The sequence below is a fragment of the Geodermatophilus sp. SYSU D00879 genome, assembly GCF_054050375.1.
Genome location: NZ_JBJGZF010000006.1, coordinates 113,733 through 130,982, shown reverse-complemented (window position 1 = coordinate 130,982; position 17,250 = coordinate 113,733). Strand labels below are relative to the sequence as shown.

The 17,250-nt window shown below is 77.4% G+C and carries 16 protein-coding genes; 4 read left to right on the top strand and 12 right to left on the bottom strand.

The window, feature by feature from the left end; genetic code table 11:
• Nucleotides 1–15 precede the first annotated feature (15 nt).
• The 7 genes from ACI79B_RS10425 to ACI79B_RS10395 all read right to left on the bottom strand — a co-directional run bounded on the left by ACI79B_RS10425 (nucleotide 16) and on the right by ACI79B_RS10395 (nucleotide 6,174).
• Nucleotides 16–1,422 carry an ATP-binding protein gene (locus tag ACI79B_RS10425; RefSeq protein ID WP_456927246.1) on the bottom strand — a complete coding sequence of 469 codons (1,407 nt, stop codon included), beginning with the start codon at nucleotides 1,420–1,422 and terminating at the stop codon, nucleotides 16–18.
• A 91-nt stretch (nucleotides 1,423–1,513) separates the two neighbouring features.
• Complete coding sequence (locus ACI79B_RS10420) at nucleotides 1,514–2,827, bottom strand: alpha-amylase family glycosyl hydrolase (protein WP_456927245.1); 1,314 nt, start codon at nucleotides 2,825–2,827, stop codon at nucleotides 1,514–1,516.
• An 85-nt stretch (nucleotides 2,828–2,912) separates the two neighbouring features.
• Entirely contained in the window at nucleotides 2,913–3,509 is a 597-nt protein-coding gene (locus ACI79B_RS10415; RefSeq protein WP_456927244.1) for a hypothetical protein, read from the bottom strand.
• Nucleotides 3,506–4,213 carry an HDIG domain-containing metalloprotein gene (locus tag ACI79B_RS10410; protein ID WP_456927243.1) on the bottom strand — a complete coding sequence of 236 codons (708 nt, stop codon included), beginning with the start codon at nucleotides 4,211–4,213 and terminating at the stop codon, nucleotides 3,506–3,508. Before ACI79B_RS10410 ends, ACI79B_RS10415 begins: the two co-directional genes overlap by 4 nt.
• A gap of 83 nt (nucleotides 4,214–4,296) precedes the next feature.
• On the bottom strand, nucleotides 4,297–4,503 hold the full coding sequence (locus ACI79B_RS10405) for a hypothetical protein (RefSeq protein ID WP_456927242.1): 207 nt from the start codon (nucleotides 4,501–4,503) through the stop codon (nucleotides 4,297–4,299).
• Nucleotides 4,504–4,606: 103 nt separating this feature from the next.
• The gene (locus ACI79B_RS10400; protein ID WP_456927241.1) at nucleotides 4,607–5,128 is read right to left on the bottom strand and encodes an RDD family protein; all 522 of its coding nucleotides are present in this window, start codon (nucleotides 5,126–5,128) and stop codon (nucleotides 4,607–4,609) included.
• Nucleotides 5,125–6,174, bottom strand: coding sequence for a hypothetical protein (locus ACI79B_RS10395; protein WP_456927240.1), 1,050 nt, complete (start codon nucleotides 6,172–6,174; stop codon nucleotides 5,125–5,127). The genes ACI79B_RS10400 and ACI79B_RS10395 overlap by 4 nt, the downstream gene beginning before the upstream one ends.
• 314 nt (nucleotides 6,175–6,488) lie before the next feature.
• Here ACI79B_RS10395 and ACI79B_RS10390 point away from each other — a divergent pair, with 314 nt between their 5' ends.
• The 3 genes from ACI79B_RS10390 (at nucleotide 6,489) to ACI79B_RS10380 (ending at nucleotide 10,433) form a co-directional block, all read left to right on the top strand.
• On the top strand, nucleotides 6,489–9,173 hold the full coding sequence (locus tag ACI79B_RS10390; protein WP_456927239.1) for a LuxR C-terminal-related transcriptional regulator: 2,685 nt from the start codon (nucleotides 6,489–6,491) through the stop codon (nucleotides 9,171–9,173).
• Nucleotides 9,174–9,323: 150 nt separating this feature from the next.
• Nucleotides 9,324–9,800, top strand: coding sequence for a DUF7144 family membrane protein (locus tag ACI79B_RS10385; protein ID WP_456927238.1), 477 nt, complete (start codon nucleotides 9,324–9,326; stop codon nucleotides 9,798–9,800).
• Nucleotides 9,801–9,944: 144 nt separating this feature from the next.
• Nucleotides 9,945–10,433 carry a DUF6325 family protein gene (locus ACI79B_RS10380; RefSeq protein WP_456927237.1) on the top strand — a complete coding sequence of 163 codons (489 nt, stop codon included), beginning with the start codon at nucleotides 9,945–9,947 and terminating at the stop codon, nucleotides 10,431–10,433.
• Between the two features lie 16 nt (nucleotides 10,434–10,449).
• Here ACI79B_RS10380 and ACI79B_RS10375 read toward each other — a convergent pair whose 3' ends face one another.
• The 4 genes from ACI79B_RS10375 to ACI79B_RS10360 all read right to left on the bottom strand — a co-directional run bounded on the left by ACI79B_RS10375 (nucleotide 10,450) and on the right by ACI79B_RS10360 (nucleotide 14,862).
• Nucleotides 10,450–11,043: an Rv1733c family protein gene (locus ACI79B_RS10375; RefSeq protein WP_456927236.1), complete on the bottom strand. Its 594-nt coding sequence runs from the start codon at nucleotides 11,041–11,043 to the stop codon at nucleotides 10,450–10,452.
• A gap of 15 nt (nucleotides 11,044–11,058) precedes the next feature.
• Nucleotides 11,059–12,477 (bottom strand): MFS transporter, encoded by a 1,419-nt coding sequence (locus tag ACI79B_RS10370; protein ID WP_456927235.1) that lies wholly within the window; start codon nucleotides 12,475–12,477, stop codon nucleotides 11,059–11,061.
• Between the two features lie 42 nt (nucleotides 12,478–12,519).
• Nucleotides 12,520–12,882 carry a carboxymuconolactone decarboxylase family protein gene (locus ACI79B_RS10365; RefSeq protein WP_456927234.1) on the bottom strand — a complete coding sequence of 121 codons (363 nt, stop codon included), beginning with the start codon at nucleotides 12,880–12,882 and terminating at the stop codon, nucleotides 12,520–12,522.
• 102 nt (nucleotides 12,883–12,984) lie between these two features.
• Nucleotides 12,985–14,862 carry a glycoside hydrolase family 15 protein gene (locus ACI79B_RS10360; RefSeq protein ID WP_456927233.1) on the bottom strand — a complete coding sequence of 626 codons (1,878 nt, stop codon included), beginning with the start codon at nucleotides 14,860–14,862 and terminating at the stop codon, nucleotides 12,985–12,987.
• Nucleotides 14,863–14,994: 132 nt separating this feature from the next.
• On the opposite strand from ACI79B_RS10360, the gene ACI79B_RS10355 reads away from it, so the two are divergent.
• Nucleotides 14,995–16,623 carry a hypothetical protein gene (locus tag ACI79B_RS10355; RefSeq protein WP_456927232.1) on the top strand — a complete coding sequence of 543 codons (1,629 nt, stop codon included), beginning with the start codon at nucleotides 14,995–14,997 and terminating at the stop codon, nucleotides 16,621–16,623.
• Between the two features lie 10 nt (nucleotides 16,624–16,633).
• Here ACI79B_RS10355 and ACI79B_RS10350 read toward each other — a convergent pair whose 3' ends face one another.
• Nucleotides 16,634–17,230 (bottom strand): potassium channel family protein, encoded by a 597-nt coding sequence (locus tag ACI79B_RS10350; protein ID WP_456927230.1) that lies wholly within the window; start codon nucleotides 17,228–17,230, stop codon nucleotides 16,634–16,636.
• Between the last annotated feature and the right edge of the window lie 20 nt (nucleotides 17,231–17,250).

The following is a 17,250-nucleotide window of genomic DNA, read 5'->3' as shown; positions in this document are numbered from 1 at the left end:
CCGGTGGCGCCCCGGTCAGTGCCGTCCGGGACGCCGGACGGGCAGGCGCACCCGGAGCACCGTCTCGCCGGGCCGCAGGTCGATGTCGATGTCGCCGCCGTGCCGGTCGACGATCCGCCGGGAGATGTCCAGGCCCAGCCCGGTGCCCTCGCCGACGCCCCGCGTCGTGAAGAAGGGGTCGAAGGCGTGCGCCCGGACCTCGGGGGTCATCCCGGCGCCGGTGTCGCCGACCTCCACGACCACCGCGTCCCGGTCCACCCGCGTGGACACCCGCAGCGTGCCGCGGTCGCCCATCGCGTGCAGGGCGTTGTCGACCAGGTGGGTCCACACCTGGTTGAGCTCGGCGGCGCGCGCCTCGATGCGCGGCACGCCGGGCCCGTGGTCCCGGACGACGGTCACGCCGGGCGGCACCCGCGGGGCGAGCATCGCCAGGGTGCTCTCCAGGCCCTCGGCCAGGTCGGTCTCCCGCACGGCGGCCCGGTCGAGCTGGGAGTAGGACCGCACCGCCGCCACCAGGTCGGAGATGCGCCGGGTGGACTCCTTGACCTCCGCCAGCAGCCCGCCCGCCTCCAGGGTGCTCGCCACCCACTCCAGCGCGGGCTCGAGCCGGTCGGCCCCGACGACGCCGGCCACCCGCTCGCCCCAGGCCACGTCGGCGCCCGCCCCGCCGAGCGCGGGGGCCAGCGCCCACTCCCGCGCCACCCCCTGCCGGGACAGCCAGTCGGCGAGGGCGTCCTCCCGGTCGGCGACCTCCAGCGGGTCCCCGCCGGGCCCGCTCCCCAGCTCCTGGCGGAGGGTGTCCAGCCGGGTGAGCTCGTCGGCGGTGACGGGGGCGGCGGCCAGCCGGCGCAGCGACGACAGCATCGCCTCGTGCGCCTCGGCGAGGGCGTCGACCGCCCGGGTCGCGGCCGCGGCCGGGTTGTTGAGCTCGTGCGCGAGCCCGGCGGCCAGCGTCCCGAGCGCGGCGAGGGCCTCCCGCTGCCGGGCCATCGTCTCGTAGTTGCGCGCCGACCGGGACACGCCCTCGGTCAGGTACAGCCCCAGCGGGAAGCGGCTGGTCCACAGCTCCCGCAGCGCGCCGGCCGGCACGCGCAGCACCCGCCCGTCCGTGGCCGCCCGGCCGGTGGCGAGGTAGACGCCGTGCTCGTCCCAGGCCCGGAAGCCGCCGGCCCAGCGGCCGGGCACGTCCATGACCCCGAGCCGGGTCTCCTCCGACCCGAGGTGGCGGACCAGGTCGATGCTGCCCTCCAGCAGCACCCACCAGGACTCCGCGGGGGCGTTCTCCACGAACAGGACGTCGCCGCCGGTGAAGGGCACCTCGGTGCCGACGGCGGCCAGGGTGCGCAGCTGGTCGTCGTCGGTGCCGGCGAACAGCCCGATCCCGCGCAGGGCGGGGACGGCGGGATCGGTGGTCTCGGTCATCCGGGCGACCTCCAGACGCCCGGTCCGCCCGGGCGTGCCCGGAGCATGCCGGGCCCGCCGGGGCCCCGACAGGCCCCCGGGCGCGCCGACCTCAGCCGGTGAGGACGGCCCAGCCGTGCGCGGGCAGCCCGACGTCGCCGCGGCCCACCGACGCGCTGCCCGCCTGCACCGACCCCGCGCCCGGGGCGGGCACGCGCACCGCGGCGTCGGCGAGGTTGAGCGCGACCAGCAGCCGCTGCCCGTCCCCGGCGACGGCGTACACCAGCTGCTCGTTGGCCACGTGCACCTGCTCGGGCGCCGCGGTGTGCAGCCAGCGGTGCCGGCGGCGCAGGCCGACCAGCTCCCGGTGCAGCGCGAACGTCGGCGCGCCGAGCGGCGAGAGCCCGGACGGGTCGGCGGGGAAGGGCGGGCGGACGGCGTCGTCGCCCCCGGCGCGGTGCTCCTTCACCCCGCGGAAGGCGTGCTCGTCGCCGGACCACACCGCCGGCGTCCCACCCACGGTGAACAGCACCGCGAGCGCGTGCGGGAGGTGGCGCACGTCGGGGAGCTGGCTGGCGATGCGGGTGACGTCGTGGTTGCCCACGAACGTCCACGGCACGAAGGAGCGCAGGAAGCCGGCGTGCCGCTGCAGCGACCAGGCCAGCTCGAACAGGTTGCGCTCGGCGACGCCGTGCCAGACCGCCTGCCACAGCTCGTACTGGGTGACCGCGTCCAGCCCGCCCTCGGCCACCAGCCGCGGGTAGTCACCGTGGATGACCTCCCCGACGACGTAGGCCCGCGGGTGGCGGGCGCGCACGGCGGGCAGGACCCGCGCCCAGAACGACGGCGGGACGGCGTAGGCGGCGTCCAGGCGCCAGCCGTCGGCGCCGCGGTCCAGCCAGTGCGTCATCACGCGGGTCACCAGGTCCGCGACGGCGGGGGAGGAGTGGTCGAGCTCGACGAGCAGGTCGTGGCCCTCGAAGACGTCGGCGCCCGGCGCGGTGCCCGGCGTCCAGTCCGGCGGCCAGTGCAGCCGGAACCAGTCCGCCGTCGGGGCGTCCGGTCCCTGCTCGAGGACGGCGCGGAACGCGGGGTGGTCGCGGCCGACGTGGTTGAACACCCCGTCGAGCAGCACCCGGACGCCGCGCTCGTGCGCCGCGGCGAGCAGCGCGTCGAGGTCGGCGTCGTCGCCCAGGCGCGGGTCGACGCGGAAGTGGTCGACGGTGTCGTAGCCGTGGGTGCCGCTGGCGAACACCGGCCCGAGCGCCAGGCCGTTGCAGCCCAGCGCCAGCAGGTGGTCCAGCCAGCGCTGCAGGTGGGGCAGGCGGTGCCGCAGCTGCCCGGGCGGGAGGGCGGCCGGCTCCGCGCCGGTGAAGGACAGGGGGTGCACCTGCCACCAGATCGCGTCGGTCACCCAGTCCGGCACGGCGCTCCTCCCGCGGTCCGCGGCCCCGGGCGGGACCCCCGCCACCCTCCCCGAGCGGGCGCGGTCCCGCAGTCCGGGCGGCGGCTCAGCCGCGGGCCGCGCGCCCGCCGGTGGCGCGGACGAGCAGGTCGGCGGCCGGTGTCCGGCCGAGCTCCGCGAGCAGGTCCGCGGCCTCCCCGTCGAGGCGCACCGCCAGCCGGGCCCGGCCGGCCCACGTGCCGCGCTGCCGCAGCAGCGCCCGGCCCAGCGACCACGCGCGGAACTCCCCGACCAGGCCGCGGGCGTCCGCCGCCGGCGCGGCCGCGACCCGCTGCCGGGCCCGCCGCAGCGCCTCGTCCCGGTCCAGCACGGCCGCGACGTCGCCGGGCAGGTCGGGCCGGGCGGCGACCGCCGCCCGCACGTGCACCAGCGGCGTCGCCGCGACCTCGCCGAGCGCGGCGGCGGGACCGCCGAGCGCGGCGGCCAGCCGGCCCGCGGCGGGGGAGGCGTCGTCGAGGACGGACCGGACCAGCCGCACGACCTGGCCGCCCGCCCAGGGGGAGGCGTCCTCGGCGTGCTCGGCGACGGCGAGCACCAGCGCCGTGGCGGCGACGTCGTCCCCGCGCCAGAGCCCGTGCCGGCCGGCCCACTCCCAGGGGTCCTCGGCGGGGTACCAGCGGGGGGAGGGGCGGTGCGGCGTCACCCGGTCCCATCGGCCGCCCGGACGGGGGAGCTGGAGCCCCCGACGGCGCCCGTCCCCCCGTCGTGGGAGGTGACGGCCCGCAGACCGTGCAGGCGCGCGAGGCGCCGCTCGGTGCGCGCGACGGCGGCCCGGACGACCGGCGCGCGCCGGGGGTGTGCGCGGGCGGTGGCGCTGTCGGGACCGTGCCGGCCGAGCACGTCGGCGAAGCGGTCCTCGACGTCGACGGTGCGGCCGTCGGCGGCCGTGGTCTGGTCGGCGTAGGTCAGCGCGTCGGCCAGCGGCCCGGCGGCACACCCGCCGGGGTCGAGGTCCCGCACCAGCTCCCCGAGCCCGCGCTCGTCGGCGACGAAGCGGGCGCCGGAGTGCTGGGCGACCAGCCCGACGACCACGGGGTTCCAGCCGCGGTCGCGCAGGTACACGGCGCCGTCGAGCGGGTGGAAGCCCGTGCGCCGGACCTCCGGGGCGTAGCCGATGTCGTGCAGCCACGCGGCGGCCAGCAGCAGCGGCCGGTCGGCGGGGGCGACCGCGGCCGCCGCCTCCTCCGCGCGCCGCGCCACCCCCTGCTCGTGCCGCCAGCGCGTCCCCGTGTCCCCCAGCAGCCGGGCGGCCAGCCGGTGCGCGGCCGCGACGAGCAGCGGGGACGGGAGGCGCGCCGGGGCGGTCCCGGCGCGGACCGTCCCGGACGTCTCCTCACGCAGTGGCACGGGTCCTCCCCGGTCGGGTGTCGCGCGCACCGACCCTCCTCCGGCGTCGCCCGCCGGCGCCTCGTCCGCGGGGGACGGCCGGGTCACCGCCGCTGCGCGGCGTGCCGGTACTCGAGGAGGGCGTTGAGGTTGGCCTCGGCCTGCGCCCGCAGCTCGAGGGCCAGTTCGAGGGCCCTCGCGTCGCCCGGCCGCCCGCAGGCGCGCCGCGCGTTCCGGAGCTCGGCCAGTGCCCGCACGATGAGGGAGTCGAGGACGGTGAAGCGGTCCGGGGTCGGCGCCAGGGTGGGCATGGCGGACCTCCCGCCGGTCGTCGCGGCCCGGGGCTGCCGGGGCCGGGGCGCACGGGGCACGGCGTCCCGGTCACCCCGAGCCTGCCGCGCGGTCCGGCGGCGGTCATCGTCCGCCAGGGACGACCGGGGCCGGTGGCCGGTCGTAGACGACCGAGGTCCGCAGCACCAGGTCCTGCACCGACCGGTTGCCCCGGCTGACCAGCACCCAGAGCAGCCCGACGGGGAACGCCACGCACAGCACCGCCCGCACCGCGGACCGTCCCCAGCCCAGCCGGTCCCCGCGGTCGTCGCCGACCCGCAGCCCGAGCAGCCGGTCCCCGTAGGTCCGCCCGGCGTCGGCCCAGGTGACGGTGAGGTAGACCGCCAGCACCCCGAGCGTCCAGGACAGCAGCGTCGACGACGACGGTGCGGGGAAGGAGAAGCGGGCCGGGTCCAGGAGGAACCGGGCGGCCGCGACCGCCGCGTAGCCGCCGACCACCAGCAGCGCGACCACCAGCAGGTCCACCACGTTGGCCAGCGCGCGGGTGACCAGGCCGGCGCGACCGCCCCGCGGTTCCGCGCGCTCCTCCGGCGCCGGTGCCGGGAGTCCGGCCCGCGCGCCCCGACGCTCCTCGGCCCGGGTCACGACGACGGCTCCGGACCGGCGGGGCCGCGGACGCCGTCGCCCGCCGCGGTCCGCCGCGCGTGCCGGCGCAGCAGCCGGTCGACGACCCGCTCCACCGCCCGGTCGGCGTCGGCGCCCTGGTCGCGCACGGAGCGCACCACCTCCGAGGTCACCGAGCCGGTCGAGGCGCGCAGCAGGCCGGGCAGGTCGATGACCTCGACCACGTACCGCGCCAGGCCGGCGAGGTCCATGCGGAGGGCCGCGGCGTCGAGGTCGAGGCGCGCGGCCGCGCGGTCGAGGTCCACCCGGTCCACCGCGGCGTCGAGGTCGACGCGCGCCACGGCGCGGTCCAGGTCCACCCGGTCGACCACGTCGTCGACGTCGACCCGGTCGAGCACCCGGCCGACGTCGATGCGGTCGGCGACGGCGTCGAGGTCGACGCGGGCCACGGCGCGGTCGAGGTCGACCCGTGCCACGACGGCGTCGAGGTCGACCCGGTCGAGCACCCGGCCGACGTCGATGCGGTCGGCCACCGCGTCGACGTCGACCCGGCCGACCGCGGCGTCGAGGTCGACACGGGCCACGGCGCGGTCGAGGTCCACGCGTGCCACGACGGCGTCGAGGTCGACCCGGTCCAGCACGCGGCCGACGTCGACCCGGTCGGCCACCGCGTCCACGTCGATCAGGGCCGCCAGGCGGTCGAGGTCCACGAACTCGCCGACCAGTGCCGGGACGTCGAGGCGGGCGAGCAGGCCCCGGGCCACCGCCGGGACCACGCGGTCGGCCGCCCCGGCCAGCGCGCGCGCCGTCGCCGCCACCGGGTGGGCGAGCGCCCCCGGGGCGAGCCCGGGCCGCGGCAGCCGCGCGGCGACGGCGCGGCGGCGGGTGGCGGCGCGGTCGGCGAGGAGACGGGCCAGCGCGGCGGTCACCTCGAGCACCGCGACCGCCGCCTGCACCACGTCCCGGACCGCGCCGTCGGCGTCGAACCGGTCCGGTGGCTGGGAGACCGGCGGTGCCCCGGCCGGCCGCAGCCCCTCGGCCGGTGGACCGGCGGGGTTCACGGCCACCGGGGGACGCCGCCCGCTGTCAGGACCATGCGCCCTCCCGCCCTCGGAGCCGCCAGCGTCCGGCAGGGGCCCGGGCCGTCCCTCATCCGGAATGGATGAACCCGTCCCTCTGCGGGGAGCGGGAGGCTCCGGTGACCTCCGCCTCGCCACGGCGGGTTCCGTGGACGGGGAGGCCGGTGACCTTCGGCTCTGAGGTCCCGCAGGCAGGACGGTCAGGCTGGGGAAGGGGCCGGTCACTCGTCCGGCCCGGTGAGGCGCCCAGAGGGAGGCTCCGGAACGGGGGACGGCCTGCACCGCACGCGAGAGGACGCGCCATGGCGAGTCTGTCACCGATCCACGCGACCGGGTCGGGGACGGCGGCGCACGCCCCTGCGCGCTCCGGCCCGGCCCTGCTGGCGTCCAAGCTGACCCCGCCCGAGCCGGGGGAGGCCACCGTCCTGCGGCCGCGGCTGACCACCGCGCTGTCCCGGGCGGTGCAGCGGTCGCCCCTGACCCTGGTCAGCGGGCCGGCGGGGTCGGGCAAGACGGTGCTGGCGGCCTCGTGGGCACGCAGCCGGCCGGACGACGACCCGGTCGCCTGGCTCACCGTCGACGACTACGACGACGCGGCGGCGTTCTGGAGCTACGTCGTCGGTGCGCTGGAGTCGGTGGGGCTCGCGCGCGCCGGCCTGTCGTCCCTCGAGCCGGGGGAGCCGGAGCCGCCGGGGTTCGTCCCGTCCCTGGCCGGCCGGGTGGCCGCGCTGCCCCGGCCGGTGACGCTGGTGGTCGACGACGCCGACCACGTGCGGGACCGGTCGATCGGCACCGGGCTGGACCTGCTGGTCCGGCACTCCGGGGGCAGGCTGCGGCTGGTGCTGTGCGCCCGCGCGGACCCCCCGGTGCCGCTGCACCAGTACCGGCTGGCCGGGACCGTCTCGGAGATCCGCGCGGACGAGCTGGCCTTCACCGTGGACGAGACCCGGGAGCTGTTCGCCGCCATGGGCGTGCCGGTGTCGCCGGAGGTCGCCCGGAGGCTCCACGGGGAGGCGCAGGGGTGGGCGGTCGGCCTGCGGCTGGCGGGCGCCGCCCTCGCGCAGGGGGCGTCCCCCGAGCACCTGGTGACCTCGCTCGCCCAGGACGACGGCAGCGTGGCGCAGTACCTGTTCGCGGAGGTGCTGCAGCGGCAGCCGGCCCCGGTGCGGAGGTTCATGCTGCGGGTCAGCGTGACCGCCGAGCTGTGGCCCGACCTGGTGGACCGGCTGTGCGGGCGGCCGATCGGCCGGCGGGTCCTCGCGGGCCTCGCGCGGGCCAACGCGTTCGTCGAGGCCGCGCCCGGCGCGCCCGGCGGGTACCGGGTGCACCCGCTGTTCCGGGAGATGCTGCAGGCCCAGCTGGCCTACGACCACCCCGGCGACGTCGCCGCCCTGCACCGCACCTGCGCGGCCTGGTACGCCGCGGCCGGCCGGGTGCCCGAGGCGGTCGGTCACGCCGCCGCCGCGGAGGACTGGCCGGTGGTCGCGCGGCTGCTGGTCGACGACCTGCTCGTCGCGCGCCTGCTGGCGCACGGCACCGACGCCGCCCTGGACGGGGTGCGCGCGCTGCCCGAGCGGTTCCGCGGCCCCGACGCCGCCGTGCTCCGGACCGCGGTCGCCCTGACCGACGGGGCCGCGCCGGCGGCCGCCGACCTCGCCGACGTCGCGGCGGCCCGCGGGGAGGGCTCCCGGCCGGCGCTGCGCGCCTCGGCCGCGCTCGCCTCCCTGGCGACCGCCGCCGCCTCCGGGGTCCCCGCCGGCGCCCGGCTCGCCGAGGCCGACACCGCGGCCCCGCTGCTGGCCGCGCTCCGGGACGAGGACCGGCAGGACGGCGCGGCGGTGCTGGGCGCCCTGCGCGCGTCGGCGGCCCTCGGCACGGACGAGCCGACCGGGCAGCTGGCCGCCGGTCTGCGCACCGCGGCAGCCGCGGCCCAGGCGGCGGGCTCGCGGCACCTGCGCAGCGGCACCGTCGCCTCCCTCGGCCTGCTCGAGGCCCTGGAGGGCCGGCTCAACCACGCCGTCGAGCTGGCCGGCGAGTCGGAGCGGCTCGCGGCCCAGGAGGGCCGGGACGACGCCACGCGGGAGCCGGCGTCGGCGACCGCGCTCGCGTGGACGCACCTGCGCCGCTACGACCTCCCCGCGGCCCGCGAGTGGCTGGGCCGGGCGCACGCCCGCACGCGGTCCCGGGGCGACGGCACGGCCGGCGCCACCCACGCGGAGCCGCTCCTCGCGGTGCTGCAGAGCCAGCTGCTGCGGCTGCGGCACGAGTACGACGCGGCGGAGCGGTGCCTGGGGCCGCACCTGCGGGGGCCGCGCCTGCCCCGGTGGGTGGCCGAGCCGGTGATCAGCGAGGTGGTCCGGCTCGCGGTCGCCCGCGGGCACGTCACCGAGGGGCTGTCGATGCTCCGGGAGACCCGGGCCGACGAGCCGTGGAGCCGGCGGCTGCGCGCGACGGTGGACCTCCTGTCCGGGGACCCCACGGCGGTGACGCCGACCGAGCCGACGGGGACCCGGGCGCCGGCCGCCGTCGTCGAGGCCCGGGTCATCCGCGCCTGCCAGCTGCTGGAGGGCGGCCACGCGCCCGCCGCGGTGGACGAGCTCGCCGAGGCCCTGGAGCTCGCCCGGCCCGAACTGCTGCGCTGGCCGTTCATCGACACCCCGCCCCAGGCCCGGCGGCTGCTGCGCACGCAGACCCGGCTGCAGGGGCCCGCCGCCTGGCTGAACCCGTCGGCGACCACCCCGCCGCGCCCGGGCGGGACCCGTGCGGCGGCGCCCCGGGCGGTGCCGGACGTGGTCCAGGAGCTCAGCGAGCGGGAGACCGAGGTGCTGCGGCACCTGGCGGGGATGCTGTCCACGGCGGAGATCGCGGCGACCATGTTCATCTCGGTGAACACCGTCCGCACGCACATCCGCAGCATCCTGCGCAAGCTCGCCGTCAGCCGGCGCAACCAGGCGGTCCGGCGGGCCCGCGAGCTCGGCCTGGTCTGACCGACGGGCGCCGCCGGCGGGTGCCGGGTCATGCGGAGCGGACGATGCCCACCCGCTCGCCGCGGCCCCACGCTGCTGCCGCACACGCCCCGGTCCCGCCCGTCGCACGGGCCACCGGGTCCCGGGGCCGGACCGAGGAGGAGAGGCAACGTGACAGACACCTCGCGCGCTGACGCGACGTCGACGAGCACGTCGGTGCCGCGGCCGCGCTACGAGCAGCAACCCCTCGAGGAGCGGCCCAGCGGCTGGGCGGGCTGGGTCGTCTTCGCCGGCGTCATGCTCGTCATGCTCGGCACGTTCCAGATCATCCAGGGGCTCATCGCCGTCTTCGACGACGGCTTCTACCTGGTCGCGGACTCAGGCCTGGCCGTGAACGTCGACTACGACGTCTGGGGCTGGACGCACATGATCATCGGCGCCATCGGGATCGCGGCGGGGCTCGGCCTCCTGGCGGGCAACATGGCCGCCCGCGTGGTCGGCGTCTGCATCGCGTTCCTGAGCGCGCTGGTGAACCTCGCGTTCATCGCCGCGTACCCGGTGTGGTCGGTCCTCATGATCACGATCGACGTCATCGTGATCTACGCGATCATCGTCCACGGGCGGGAGCTGAAGTCCGACTACCGCTGACCGCCGCTCCGCGCGGGGGTGCCCGCCCCGGAGGCGGGTGCCCCCGCGCCGTCGTGCGGATCGTCCGCGCGGGGGGACGTGGACCGGCGGCCCCCGCGCCGACGCTGGGTCGACCGCCGTCCACCCGCACCCCCTGGGGCAGAGATGACCACGGACCTCCAGCAGCCGACCGACCCCGACCTCGACCAGATGGGACCGGTCGACTACCTCGTCGTCGCCTTCCCGGCCGACCGCATGACCGGCGAGGCCCTGCCGCTGCTGGTCGACCTCGTCGACCGCGGCGTCATCCGCATCCTGGACCTCGTGTTCCTGCGGAAGGACGCCGACGGCACCGTCACGGCCCTGGAGCAGACCGACCTCCGGCGGATGCAGGTCCTCGAGGCGGCGCTGTTCGACGGCGTGCGCTCCGGCCTCCTCGGCGACGACGACCTCGCCGAGGCCGCCGCGGCGCTGGACCCGGGCACCGCGGCGGGCATCCTCGTCTACGAGAACGTCTGGGCGGCGCCGTTCGCCCGCGCGCTGCGGCGCTCCGGCGGCCAGCTGGTCGCCTCCGGCCACGTCCCGGTCCAGGCGATCCTGGCGGCGCTCGACGCCCTCGAGGCGGAGCAGCCGGCCCCAGCCGAGCGGACCTGAGCACGCGCCCGGCCGCTCAGGGCCGGGTGCTCCACTCCCGCTCGGCGGCGGTCCAGCCCTCCGTCCACTGACGGTCCCGGCGGGAGTCCAGGGACCAGCACAGGACCACGTACAGCATCCCCGTCACCAGCGGCACGCCGACGAGGACCAGACCCCCCGTCGCCACTGCCGCCGCCGGGATGGTGGCGGGGTCGAGCGGTTCCCGGGTGACCCTGCCGCCGGCGTCCACCCACACGGACACCTCCGTCCCGGCCGGGGCGCCGGGGCGCACGTGCAGGACGCCCTCGCGCGGCTCCCCGTACGGCCCCGGCCAGGTGGCGGGCGCCGGCACCGCCCCGGCCACGCGGTCCCCGGCCTCCTCCAGGTGGTCCACGCCGGGCGCGTCCTCGAGCAGCACGGCGCGCACGAGGTGCCGCTCGGCGGCCTGCGCCGCCGCCTGCGCCTCGAGGGAGTGCCGCGTGCCGGACGTGGCGGCCACCGCCAGGGGTGCGGCGGCCAGCAGGGCGAGGACGACGGCGAGCCGGCCGAGCACCTGGAGCCGGTCGGTGCCGCGCTTGAGCGGCCCCGAGCCCAGGGTGAACCACCGGACGGGGTGCAGCGGGCCGTCCACGGCGGGTCCCGGGGGTCACGCGGGCGGCGCGGGCGCCGGGCGCGGCGGGTGGGGGAGCAGGAAGGCGGCCACCCACCCCACGACGGCGAACCCGCCGACCACCACGATGGCGGTGAGGAACGGGGGGTTGCCCGCGGCGGCCGCGCCCACGAGCACCGAGCCGGCGATCGCGACGCCGAGCGAGGACCCGAGGTTGGAGACGCTGCGCGAGACCCCGGAGATGTCGCCCTGCACGTGCTCCGGCCACGCCGACTGCACCACGTTGACCGACGCGGTCAGCATCGCGCCGACGCCGAAGCCCATGAGGAACAGCCCGGGCCAGAACGTCCAGATCGCGGAGTCCTGGCGGGCCAGCGCCAGCAGCAGCGCGAGCCCCGCGACGGTGAGCGTGAAGCCGGCCCGGATCAACAGACGCTGCGGGTGCCGGCTGGCCATCCGCTGCGCCGCGCCGGAGGACAGCAGGATGCCCACGGTGGCCGGCACCAGCATCAGCCCGGTCTGCACGGCCGAGTAGCCCCGCTCCTGCTGCAGGAAGACCGAGATCACGAAGAACGAGCCCTGCATGACCAGCCACTGCACGGTCTGGGTGGTCAGCCCCAGGTTCGACGTGCGGTTGCGGAACAGCGACGGCGAGACCAGCGGCGTGCGGCCGTGCCGCTCGCGGTTCTGCGCGTGGAGGAGGAAGACGGCCAGGAACACGCCGCCGAGGGCGACCAGGACCCACACCCGGGACGAGGTCCAGCCCTGGGTCCCGGTCTGCAGGATCCCGAAGACGACGAGGAACAGCCCGGCGGCCGACAGGACGGCGCCCAGCAGGTCGAAGCGCGGGCGCTGCGCCGGCAGCGGCGGGTCGTCGATCCGGCGGGCCAGCAGCACGATCAGGGCCACGACCACGGCCTGCAGCACGAACGACGCCCGCCAGCTCACGTAGCTGGTGATCAGGCCGCCGATCAGCGGCCCGGCGGCGGCACCCAGCCCCGCGGCGCCGCTGACGACTCCGAACCACTTGGCGCGGGTCTTCACGTCGTCGAACACGACGGTGATGAGGATGTAGATCGGCGGGATGAGCAGCGCCGACCCGATCCCCTCGAGGAGCGAGTAGCCGACGGTCAGCAGGAGCAGCCCCGGCGCGAGCGCGGCCAGCAGGGCGCCGGCTCCGTACACGAGCAGGCCGAGGACGAAGCAGCGCTTGCGGCCCCAGATGTCGGTGAGCTTGCTACCGGGGATCATCAGCGCCGCCATCGTCAGCGTGAACAGCGTGATGGTGGTCTGGATCCCCGCGACGTCGGTGTCGAGGTCGTCGGCGATCGTGCTGATCGCGACGTTCATGTTCGACGCCGCGTAGCTGGCGATGAACTGCGCGAGGGCGAGCGGCAGGACGACCGCCCCGGCCGTCGCGGTGGCCGCCGCGCCTGCGGCGCCGGTCCTGGTCACGGGAGGACCTCCGGGTGGGGATCGGCGCCGCGGCGGACGGGGTCAGGACGTGCGCTGCTCGGGGATGGCGTCGGCCAGCGCCTCCGCGCCCAGGACGGCGCGCAGGATGTTGCCGGCGGCCGCGGTGATGCGCGGGGTGCCCACCAGCGGGGCGATGGCGACGAGCACGGCCTGCGCCTGCTCGACGGTGACGCCCGAGTCCTGGGCCATGCCGAGGGTGACCGCGTAGGACGCCGGCGGCGCCCCGACGGCCACGAGCACGGCCAGGCGGACGAGCAGGTACGTGTCGGGATCCAGGCCGGAGCGCTCGAGCGCGTCGAGGTTCATGGCGAGGACGGTCTCGATGACCGGGGCGTCCCCCCGGGCGAGGCCGTCGAGGGTGTCGTCAGGGACGGTCTGGGTCATGGCTCCTCCTGGGATGCCTTCGGCGGGGGGTGGACCAGCGGTGCCCAGCCTCGGCACGGCGGGCGCCGCCGGACCTCCCCCTGCGCGGACGACCCGGCCGGCTCAGCGGGCGCCGACGACGTGTGGCACCCGCCCGTCGAGGGCCGCGTCGAGGGTGACGGCCGCGTCGATGAGGGCCAGGTGGGTGAACGCCTGCGGGAAGTTGCCGATCTGCTCGCCGGTGAGGGCGATCTCCTCGGAGTACAGGCCCACGTGGTTGCCGTAGGTCAGCATCTTCTCGAAGGCGGTGCGGGCGTCGTCGAGCCGGCCGGCGCGGGTGAGCGCGTCGACGTAGGCGAACGTGCACAGCGAGAACGTCCCCTCCGACCCGCGCAGCCCGTCGGGGGAGGCCTCGGGGTCGTAGCGGTAGACCAGGCTGTCGGTCACCAGCTCGCGGTCCATCGCCCGCAGGGTCGACTCCCACATCGGGTCGCGGCCGTCGATGAACCCGACGGTGGGCATCCGCAGCAGCGCGGAGTCCAGGACGTCGGTGTCGTAGTGCTGGACGAAGGCGTTGCGGCCGGTGTGGAAGCCGCGGTCGAGCACCTGGCGGTAGACGGCGTCCCGTGCGGCGGTCCAGCGCTCGAGCGAGGCGGGCCGGCCGTGCTCGGTCGCCAGCCGGATGCCGCGGTCGAAGGCCACCCAGCTCATCACCCGCCCGTAGGTGAACGGCTCGCGCCCGCCGCGGGTCTCCCAGATGCCCTCCTCCGGCTGGTCCCAGTTGTCGGCCAGCCAGTCGAGCACCCGGGTGACCGCCGCCCAGCCCTGCGCGGGCAGCGGCAGGCCGGCCCGGATGCCGCTGTAGAGGCTGTCCAGCGCCTCGCCGTAGATGTCGAGCTGCAGCTGCTCGGCCGCGCCGTTGCCGATGCGCACCGGCGCCGAGCCGCGGTAGCCGCGCCAGTGCTCGAGCACGTCCTCCTTGAGGTCGGAGGAGCCGTCGATCCGGTACATGATGTTGAGCGGCCCGCTGTCGCTGCCGGCGCGCTCGCGGATCCGGTCGCCGAGCCAGCGGCCGAAGTACGCCGCCTCCTCGCGCATCCCCAGCCGCAGGAGCGCGTGGACGGAGAACGACGCGTCCCGCACCCAGGTGAAGCGGTAGTCCCAGTTGCGCTCCCCGCCGACCTGCTCGGGCAGGCCCGCCGTCGGGGCCGCCACGATGCCGCCGCTGGGCGCGTAGGTCATCAGCTTCAGCGTGATCGCCGACCGCTGGACGTCCTCGCGCCAGCGGCCGGTGTAGGTCGACCGCTCCACCCACCGCCGCCAGAAGGCGACGGTCTCGGCGAGCAGCGCGCGGACCTCGGACGGGCGGATCTCCCGGGGCCGGACGCCCTCGCCGGTCTGGAGCACGACGCCGCGCAGCTGGCCCGCCTCGAGGGTCAGCGTGGCGTGCACGTCGGTGCCGTCCAGGCTGGCCTGCCCGAGCCGCTCGTCGTCGGGCTCCCGGACCAGGTGCAGGGTGAGCTGCGCGCCGTCGGAGGCGAAGACGGCCCCGCCGGCGGAGGCCTCGACCCGGTGGGCGTGCCGGCCGTAGTCGAAGCGGGGCGCGACGTCGACGTCGAAGGTCATCCGCCCGCGGACGCACTGGATCACACGCACGATGCGGTGGTCGTCGGTGGGGGCGGTACCGGCCGGCGGCATGAAGTCGAGGACCTGCCCCATGCCGCCCGGGGTGAAGAAGCGGGTCACGAGGACGGCGGTGTCGGGCAGGTACATCTGCGAGGACGTGTACTCGGTGCCGGCCGGGCGGATCCGAAAGTGCCCGCCGCGCTCGTCGTCCAGGAGGGCGCCGAAGACGCTGGGGGAGTCGAACCGCGGGAAGCAGAACCAGTCGATCGACCCGTCGGTGGTGACCAGCGCGGCGGTCTGCAGGTCGCCGATGATCCCGTGTTCGGCGATGGCCGTCTCGGGCCGGGCGGTCGTGGGCGGGAGGGTGTCGGTCATGGCGGCGACCGTGCTGCCGGGCGCGGGCGGTCGCCTCATCCCCGGTGGGTGATGAGCCCTGCACCCCGTACCCCCCAGGGTGGGACGCCGTCGGCGGGCGCCCCGCCCCTGCACGGCAGGGAGGTGGGTCCCGTGCGCCGCTTCGCCACCGGACTGCTGCTGCTCGTCAGCACCGTCGCCCTCGTCCTGGCGAGCACGTCGCTGTGGCTCCGCCAGAACGTGGTCGACACGCAGGCGTTCGTGACCAACGTGGAGACGGTCGTGGACCTCCCGCAGGTGGAGGCCCGCGTCACCGAGCAGGTCACCACGACGGTGATGGCCACCACCGAGGTGCAGACCGCCATCGACGACGTCGTCGCGGCGCTGCCCGAGCGGCTGCAGACGTACCGGTCGACGGTGGAGGGCGGCGTCAGCTCGCTCGTGTCGGCCGGCGTGAGCCGGCTGCTGGCCTCCGACCCGTTCCGGCCGCTGACCCAGGCCGCGCTCACCTCCGCGCACGACCAGCTGGTCGCCGGCGAGGCGGTGCGGTTCACGCTCGGGCAGGCGAAGGACCGCATCCCCGCCTCGCTCCGGGACGGCCTGGCCGGCCAGGTCCTCGACCTCGTGCCCGACGACGTCGGCGTCACCCTGCTGACCCCGGCGCAGAACCCGGAGGTCTACAACGCCGTCGACCTGCTCCGGTCGGTCTGGTGGTGGCTGGGCCTGGTGTCGCTCGGGACGCTCGCGGGTGCGCTCGCCGTCTCCCGCCACCGGCGCGGCACCCTGCGGGCGTGGGCGGTGACCACGGCGGTCCTCACCCTGCTGGTCCTGCTCGCCCTGCGGATCGGCCGCGGCCTGGTGGTCCAGGGAGCCCGACCGGACAACCGGGACGCCGTCGGCGCGGTGTACGACGTCTTCGCCGGCGACCTGCGGTCCTGGACGCTGTGGCTGCTGGGCGGCGCCGTGCTCCTCGGCGTGCTGACCGTCGTGTGGGGCCGGCTCGGCCTCGTCGCCGGCGTGCGGCGGGGCACGGCGTCGGCCCGGGACGAGCTGCGGCGCCGCCGCGAGCGGGCGCGGGCGGCCCGGACGGCCACCGCCGGGGAGCCGGCCGACGGCACCGAGCCCGGGGCCGTGGTCACCGCCCGGGAGCCCTGGACGCGGCGGACCGTCGCCTGGACGCGCGCGTTCGCCGACGGTCTGGACCTGCCCGGCCGGACCGCCCGGTGGGGCGCGGCGGTGCGCGACCACCTCGGCCCGGCGCGGTGGGCCGGCATCACCCTCGGTGCCGTGGTGCTGCTCCTCTGGCCGTCGCCGACCCTGTCGGTGCTGATCTGGGTCGCCGCCCTAGTGGCGCTGTGGATCGGTGCCCTGGAGTGGCTGAGCGGCCGCGCGCCGGCCGCGGCCCCGGGCGTGCCGGGACCGGGCGTCCCCGCCGCGGACGGGGTGCCGGCCGGGGTCCCGGCCCCCCGCCCGGGACCGGAGGCGGGCGGCGTGCTGGTCGGTGCCGCCGCCACGGCAGCGGGGACGACGGCAGCGGGGACGACGGCAGCGGGGACGGCGGCGGCAGCCGGGACGGCCGGTGGGCCCGAGGCAGCGGGGCCGCTGCCCGCGCCGGCGCCGGCCCCCGAGGCCGAGCGGCTGGTCCCGGCCCTGCCCCCCGAGGCGATCTCCACGCTCGAGGACCGGCTCGACCTGCTGCTGCGCCTCGGCGCCGCCCGCGACGCCGGCGTGCTGTCCGAGGAGGAGTTCCTCCGGGTGAAGAGCCGGCTGCTGGCCTCGTGAGCGGGCCGGGTCAGCCGTCCCCGCCGGGGGCCGGGCCGCCCGACTGGGTCGCCCGGCGGCGGTCCACCGCGCCGAGGAACAGCTTGAGCACGAGCCCGATGAGCACCAGGTCGCCGACCATCAGCACGGTGGTGAGGACCCGGGCGACGGTGCTGACCGCGCTGATGTCCCCGAAGCCCACCGTGGCGAACACGGTGACCACGAAGTAGACGCCGTCGACGCGGTCCAGCGGCTCGGTGAACGCCCGCGGGTCGCTGCCGGACAGCTGCACGAAGACGGTCGCGAACAGCAGCAGGAACAGCGGCAGCGACAGCGCGATGCCCTCGACCGCCTGCAGCCCCGGGTGCCGGGAACGCAGGATCGCCCGCACCTGCACGACGACCAGCACCCCGACGGCGAGGACCCCGGCACCGAGCGCGAGGACCGTGCCCACGGTGAACGCCCGGTCGAGGGGGAGCAGGGCGTAGACGACGAGCAGCCCCGCCGTCGTGAACAGCGTCCGCGCGGCACCCCGCAGCAGCGGGCCGCGCCCGGGCAGGCCGTGCGGCGACGCCGCCGGCCCGGCGGTGGCGCCGGGTGGCCGGTCGGTGCTCGCCGGGCCTCCCACGTGCGCAGCGTCCCGGTGCC

Bases quoted from the DNA above. Each gene is read 5' to 3' on its own strand.
- ACI79B_RS10425 (WP_456927246.1), bottom strand. From the start codon at position 1,422: ATGACCGAGACCACCGATCCCGCCGTCCCCGCCCTGCGCGGGATCGGG.
- ACI79B_RS10405 (WP_456927242.1), bottom strand. From the start codon at position 4,503: ATGCCCACCCTGGCGCCGACCCCGGACCGCTTCACCGTCCTCGACTCC.
- ACI79B_RS10390 (WP_456927239.1), top strand. From the start codon at position 6,489: ATGGCGAGTCTGTCACCGATCCACGCGACCGGGTCGGGGACGGCGGCG.
- ACI79B_RS10380 (WP_456927237.1), top strand. From the start codon at position 9,945: ATGACCACGGACCTCCAGCAGCCGACCGACCCCGACCTCGACCAGATG.
- ACI79B_RS10365 (WP_456927234.1), bottom strand. From the start codon at position 12,882: ATGACCCAGACCGTCCCTGACGACACCCTCGACGGCCTCGCCCGGGGG.
- ACI79B_RS10360 (WP_456927233.1), bottom strand. From the start codon at position 14,862: ATGACCGACACCCTCCCGCCCACGACCGCCCGGCCCGAGACGGCCATC.